This window comes from Cellulomonas fimi, assembly GCF_012952065.1.
Classification (GTDB): domain Bacteria; phylum Actinomycetota; class Actinomycetes; order Actinomycetales; family Cellulomonadaceae; genus Pengzhenrongella; species Pengzhenrongella fimi_A.
This window is the reverse complement of the sequence record NZ_JABCJJ010000054.1, coordinates 1-5,791: the sequence shown is the minus strand read 5'-3', so window position 1 is coordinate 5,791 and position 5,791 is coordinate 1. Positions and strand designations below refer to the sequence as shown.

Here is a 5,791-nt window from a genome sequence, read left to right as displayed (position 1 = left end):
CAACGGGCGCCTCGAACACCTGCGCGGCTCCGCCCTCGGCTTCCGCAACCTCACCAACTACATCGCCAGAAGCCTGCTCGAGACCGGCGGCTTCAGACCCCGACTACACCCTCAATCGCGATGAGCCTGTAAATCGACTGCCCAGAACCGAGCCCAGTTGCTAATTATGACTACTGCCCGCCCTTGACCGAGTTGTCCACGGTACCGTTGTTGCAATTAGGCGTCACACCACACGCAGCGATCGCCGCGTTCACCTGCAGCGCAGCGCGGACCCAGTGGGGGCCCACGGGTTCCGTGCTCATCAGAATATCGTCCCCTGCTCCGGTGGCTCAGTCCTTCGAAGCCGGGCGTAATCAAGCAACTCGCTCGCGCGGGCGTTCTTCGAGTGCCATTCGTGGACGACCGCCTCACCCAGGAGCACGTAGTTCCAGGAGAGGTCAGCTCGAAGGTTGCTATCGAGTTCGTTGATCTGGTCGCACCAGGCGAGCGCCGCGCGCTGCTTACGCCTCACGTTCTCGTCGCTGAGCGCTGACTGCGCCTTGGTCTCAACGACGTAGACGTCGGTGTCGGTGCGCACCAGGAAGTCCGGCGAGTACTGAGCGGGCATGCCATCGGCCTTCAGGTACGGTCGGCGCAAGAAGCTATGCCGGTACTCGTGGATCTTGGCGAACGCCTCGACGTGGGTATCGCTGTTGAGCCACTCGATGAACAGGCGCTCCAGGCCCCCGCCCCTGGTTGGGACGGGGAGCTTGGGATAGATGCACTTGGTGACCTCGACGCACGAGCTCGTCCGGACAGGGATCGTCTTGACGTCCGAGAGGTTCATATAGCGAACCTCAGCGCCGGCCACGGACTGGCTCTCCTGCAGCGCAGTGAGCTTGCTCGCGAACGCCCCAGCGATCTCGTGCGCGACATCGTCGATGAGGAGCACACGCCAGTTCTCTTCTTCGAGGGGGTCGAAGTCCTCCTTGAACATGCGGTGCCGAACGTACGTATCGATCCAGCCAGTGAGCAGTGGCTTGTACGCCTGGAGGATCGGGTACTGGCTGATCTCCTTGTACTTGCCAGCACTACTCGTGAGGTTCCGGCCAAGCGCCTCGGTGATGCGGGTGGTCATGCGGGAGAGGTAGTCGTTGTACCCAGTGGCCGTCAGGATGCCCCCGTCGACGCGGTAGTCACCGAACTGCGTCCCTGTCTGGGCATCCTGCGAGACGAACCGATCACCCTTGCCGATCTGGCTGATCAGCCAGTCCACCTGGTACTTGCTCACGGGCAGCGTCAGCGGGTCGATGCTCGGCTTCTTCAGCTCCTCGTCAGCATCCCGGATGACGATTGGAACCTCGAAGTCGTAGGCCTGGTAGCCCGGCCGCAGATCGACGTTCTCGAGGTCGCCCGTCGCTGGGGTGCCATCCGAGTCGTCCCCCACCTCGACGGCCAGCCCCTCGCCCAGCAGGTCTTCATAGAACTGCGAGAACGCCGGGTGCTCAACGATGAAGAGCACGTCGAAGAAGTTGGTCGGCTCCTCCCGGCGGGCGATTCGTTCACGGGTCTCCCGCTTCAGATCATCGATCTCCTCGTTGCCGCGCCACATCAGGCGCAGACCACGACCGACCGTCTGCTCCAACAAGATCGACGCCTCGGACGTACGGAGCGGCACAATGACGCAAATGTTGTTGACATCGAAGCCTTCGCGGAGCATCAAGACCGAGACGATGACCCTGGGCTGCTCATGGCGATCGACGTCGAAGAGCCGCTCGCGGATGGGCTCCCAGTCCTTCGGGCCAAGCTCCGCCTTTCGCCCAGAGTCGACACGCAGGATGTCGCCTTCGGACAGGCCCGTGGTCTGCAAGAACTCCACGACGTGGGGCGTGACCATGGTGTCCTCACAGATCACCAGGAGCTTCGGATGCTTGTCCGGAGCGGTGTCCGCGAACTGCTCCTCGAGGATCTGCAGCTTCTTGAGGCCCGCGCGGAGCATGACGCGCTGCCCCTGACTCAGCCCGGTCACTCGCTTCTGCTCGTCACGCTCGGCCTTGAAGTCGAGTGGCAGCGAGGCCACGGCCTTTCGCCTGTCGAGCGCCAGCGACTTGACCAAGCCAGCCTTCATGGCGGCGGTGAGGTCGAAGTCGACCACGATGTGCGGGAAGTACTGACGCGACCGCTTACGGCCAGAGCCCACCTCGTTGAAGGGCGTCGCCGAGAAGTCGATCTGGATGAAGCGCGAGCCCTTGGTGGCCGCGATCTCCAGCAGGCTGCGCTGCCACTCGACGTCGGTCACTTCCTCCAGCGTGCGGATCTCGTGGATGTGGTGCGCCTCGTCGTTGAAGACCAGGAGGTCCGGCAGGTCGACAAGCGCCTGGAGTGGCCCGCCGCGAGCGAAGCGCCGGTCCAAGACGGCGAGGGTGTTGCCCGCCGCCGTGCCGGGAGTCAGAGGGAAAAGACTCTCAACGGCTGCCTTGGCATCAATTTCACGCCCGGGTGCCTCGACGTCGCCCCCGTCCTCATCCTCAACGAAGTTCGGGTCCTCAACACCCGCAAGGAGATGCCAGTTGGTGATAGCGATGAGCCCGGAACCAGTGACCTTGCGACCGATGTCCGTCTTGGTAACGATCGAGGACTGGAGGAAACCAAAGACCTGGGTCCGGAAGTTCTCGGGGATGAACAGGACCTGCTGGCGGTAGATGTCGCTGGTCGTGAAGTCGCGCTCGCCGTCAAAGGTCTTGCCCTGGAACGAGTCGAGCAACCGGTCGTAGACGATCAAGCCAGGGGCGACCAACAGGAAGTTGCTCGTGAAGCGCTCATCAGTCGGGTTGGCAACCTTGTTCAAGTATTGCCAGACCAGGAGCGCGTTGAGTACCCAGGTCTTGCCGGTGCCAGTCGCCATCTTGGCGGCGTACTTCGGATGCGAGTGCCGGTCGCGCGTGACTTCGCCGAGCAGCCCGTTGTCGAGCAAGGCGTCGCCGGCGGCCGCCTCGTACAGCTCGCGGAGGCTCCGGGTGCCGAGCACCTCGTGTGCGTAGATGATGTGCAAGATCGCCGAGCGCTGGCCCTCGTGGAAATTCAGTTCGCGCAGGTCGACGTAGTCCTGCTGGAACCAGAAGCGGAGCAGTTCTTCGGTCGTCGGGGTGACCTGGCCGAGCAACTCCGGCTCCAGGCCACTAACCAAGTCGGCGACCTGTGCATCGACAAGTTTCGCAAGCCCGGTTGCCAGCGGGAAGAGATCCTGGGCCATCAGTCGACTTCGACTCTGTCGATGACGACCTCGGACTCGTAGCCGAAGACGTCGACAGCGCGGATGCAGACTCGACGCGGCCCATCGTGAATCGGCAGATCGATCTGAGCAGCCGTGATGACCCGCAACGCGTCGTCGTCGTTGCCGGTGTTACCTCGGTAGTCCTGCCACACCGACCGAAAGACCTCGCCGTCGTAGTCCGGGTCCACGGCCCAGTACTCGATGAGTGCGAGCGGCTCGTTGTTCATGATGCTCTGTAGCTCAGCCCGGTTCTTGTCGTCCAGGTTGATGGCCTCGGGTGACAGTAGGACGTAGTTGTGGAGAGCCACCCTGAGCTCCTCGCGGCCGGCGCTGGCCTTGCGGGAGATGACCCCGGCCTGAAGAAACTGGAGGCTTGAGAACCGCACCTCGGCTGCAAGTTTGTCGGCGCCCTTCTTCTTGAGTCGATCGAGGAGGTCGGGCGGGATGACGAGCACCTCAAGATTCGGGTCGCCGAGGCTGGCGATGTCCTGGCCGATGCCAGCAGAGAAGTTCCAGCCGAGCACAATGACCTTCTCGAAGCCACCGAGCTTGCTGTCGCGGTACCCCTGCGCCCGGCGCAGCGTCGATACCGTCGTGAGCTTCGACGGGGAGTCGGCGTAGACGAGTGTCCGGGTGCTAGGCAGTCGACCAAGGCTGCCGTTGACGTTTTCCTCGGTAGGGAGCGGCAAGGCGCCGTATAGGTCAAGAACCACCTTGGCGAGGTCACCGACTCGGAACGAACGGCCGAGCGTCGAACGCGCCTGTTCGACCTGATAGTCCCCGATAGCCTGGTATAGAAACGGCTTGGCGTTCTGGTCGATAAGACGCTTGCGCGTGATCATCGTCGAAGGCTTACCGAGGTCGGTCGCTACCCAACGGCGACCCAACCTCTCAGCTACAGCCGCGGTGGTACCGGAGCCGATGAAGAAGTCGGCAACGAGGCTGCCCTCGTCGGTGGTGGCGCTGATGATCCGCTCAAGTAGCGTCTCGGGTTTCTGTGTGTTGAAACGCAGGTTCTCAGTCTTGTCAGCTGGCTGGAGCATCGAGAGTCGCCAGACATCATCTATCGTGCGGTGGGTCGAATCGATGTAGACGACCTTGCCATCGTCACCCTTGGCGTTAACCAGCGACTTCGTTTCTGACGACCACACCCGCTTGATCTGGCGTATTGGCTCAAGGCGCTTTTCCTTCTGCGGATTGAAGGTAAAGCTGGCAGACTTCCGATAGAACATTATATAGTCATGGTTCCTAGGGAACGTCTTGATGTTGCCCTGCATCTTGTTGTAGTACCACCACACGATGTCATTAGTAAAATTGTCTCGTCCGAAAATCTCGTCAAGAACAATCTTGACATAGTGCCCCACGTGCCAATCAAGGTGAACGAATATTGAGCCAGTGTCAGCGAGTAGCTCCCGCATCAGAACGAGACGCGGAGTGATCATCGCCAGATAGGACGCTGTGCCGTCTGACCATGTATCGGAATAGGCGAACTGCTCGAAGACCGTCGGCTTCTGATCGATGGTTGCGCCAGGCAGAATGATTTTTGTTCGGTAGTCCGCCTTCGAGTCGAAGGGCGGGTCGATGTAGATCAGATCCACCTTTCCGCGCATGCTCGACGTGTTCTGATCGCCGGCCAACAGCGCGGCCATCGCCAGCAGATTGTCGCCGTATATCAAGCGGCTGAGCTCGCCGTTAGGAGAGGCCGACTGAAGGTCGGCTCGGTCGGCCTGAGTGAAGAGATCGGTTGCGACCGTGTCCTTCGAGGGGATGACTAGCTCGCGGGTCTGCAGCGTCACCCGGTTACGTCCCTCGAGTTGTTCGAGGACCTGCGCCGCCTGCCGCTTTCCGGTGGCCACGATGCCCGGCAACTGCTCCAGCAGCGACTTCCCCACTTGGCTTCCTTCCAGTCCGCCGACTCCCGCGCACGAGCGAATCCCCCCGCGCCGACCAGGCACCTGCGACCCTACCCAGGCCGACCGACAGATCGATGCCGTTCGGGCAGCGCGCCGCACTGCCGTTTCGGCGGCGTGACCGCGTGCGGCGTCCGAGGCGGCCCTGACGTCGTAGCGACCCGATACCTGCTCGAGGTGAGTACCCGGCGGATGGACAAGCCCGTGGAGTCCCTGGGATCACCCAGCTGAGCAAGTCGCAGGTTTCACGGATGGCCACCGCCCTCGATGAGCAGGGCGTCGCGTTTCGGACCCGCTCGTGGGGCGGCGGCCCCTACACGTCTGCCGGGCCGACGCGCTGATCGTGACGTTCCGTGAGGGTGGGCGGTTGGTCACATTGCCGCCATGGTCGCCACCGGCGTCAACGGCGACAGCCACCGGGAGATCTCAGGATCGACGCCTCAGCCGCTGAGGACGGCGCCCGGTGGTTGACGTTGTTCCGCGACCTGACCTCCCGTGGCCCGGGTCAAGTCCTGGGGAGTGGTGTAGCGGTGCGGTGTGACCCCTGGGGTGTTTTCAGGCCGTGAGGGCCAGGGTTGGGTCGGTCACCTCCTGGTCGCCGGGGACGAGGTTGAGGTGGGCCTTGGCC

3 protein-coding genes and 1 pseudogene are annotated in these 5,791 nt (G+C 62.6%); 1 reads left to right on the top strand and 3 read right to left on the bottom strand.

Going from position 1 to position 5,791, the window contains the following annotated elements; translation table 11 throughout:
- Positions 1 to 170: 170 nt before the first annotated feature.
- From HIR71_RS17275 to HIR71_RS16030, 3 genes are read right to left on the bottom strand one after another with little or no spacing between them, the layout of a single operon-like run.
- A complete protein-coding gene (locus tag HIR71_RS17275) occupies positions 171 to 302 on the bottom strand; it encodes a hypothetical protein (protein WP_282959319.1) in 132 nt (43 codons plus the stop codon).
- Positions 302 to 3,232, bottom strand: a complete 2,931-nt coding sequence (locus HIR71_RS16035) for a DEAD/DEAH box helicase family protein (RefSeq protein ID WP_169326069.1) — start codon at positions 3,230 to 3,232, stop codon at positions 302 to 304. Before HIR71_RS16035 ends, HIR71_RS17275 begins: the two co-directional genes overlap by 1 nt.
- Entirely contained in the window at positions 3,232 to 5,145 is a 1,914-nt protein-coding gene (locus HIR71_RS16030; RefSeq protein WP_169326068.1) for a DNA methyltransferase, read from the bottom strand. The genes HIR71_RS16035 and HIR71_RS16030 overlap by 1 nt, the downstream gene beginning before the upstream one ends.
- A 168-nt stretch (positions 5,146 to 5,313) precedes the next feature.
- Here HIR71_RS16030 and HIR71_RS17055 point away from each other — a divergent pair.
- Positions 5,314 to 5,663 (top strand): annotated as a pseudogene (locus tag HIR71_RS17055) (transposase); the annotation flags it as partial.
- Between the last annotated feature and the right edge of the window lie 128 nt (positions 5,664 to 5,791).

What these genes read in the sequence shown, in the direction of transcription:
- HIR71_RS17275 (WP_282959319.1), bottom strand. Translation starts at nt 302, where the DNA reads ATGAGCACGGAACCCGTGGGCCCCCACTGGGTCCGCGCTGCGCTGCAG.
- HIR71_RS16035 (WP_169326069.1), bottom strand. Translation starts at nt 3,232, where the DNA reads ATGGCCCAGGATCTCTTCCCGCTGGCAACCGGGCTTGCGAAACTTGTC.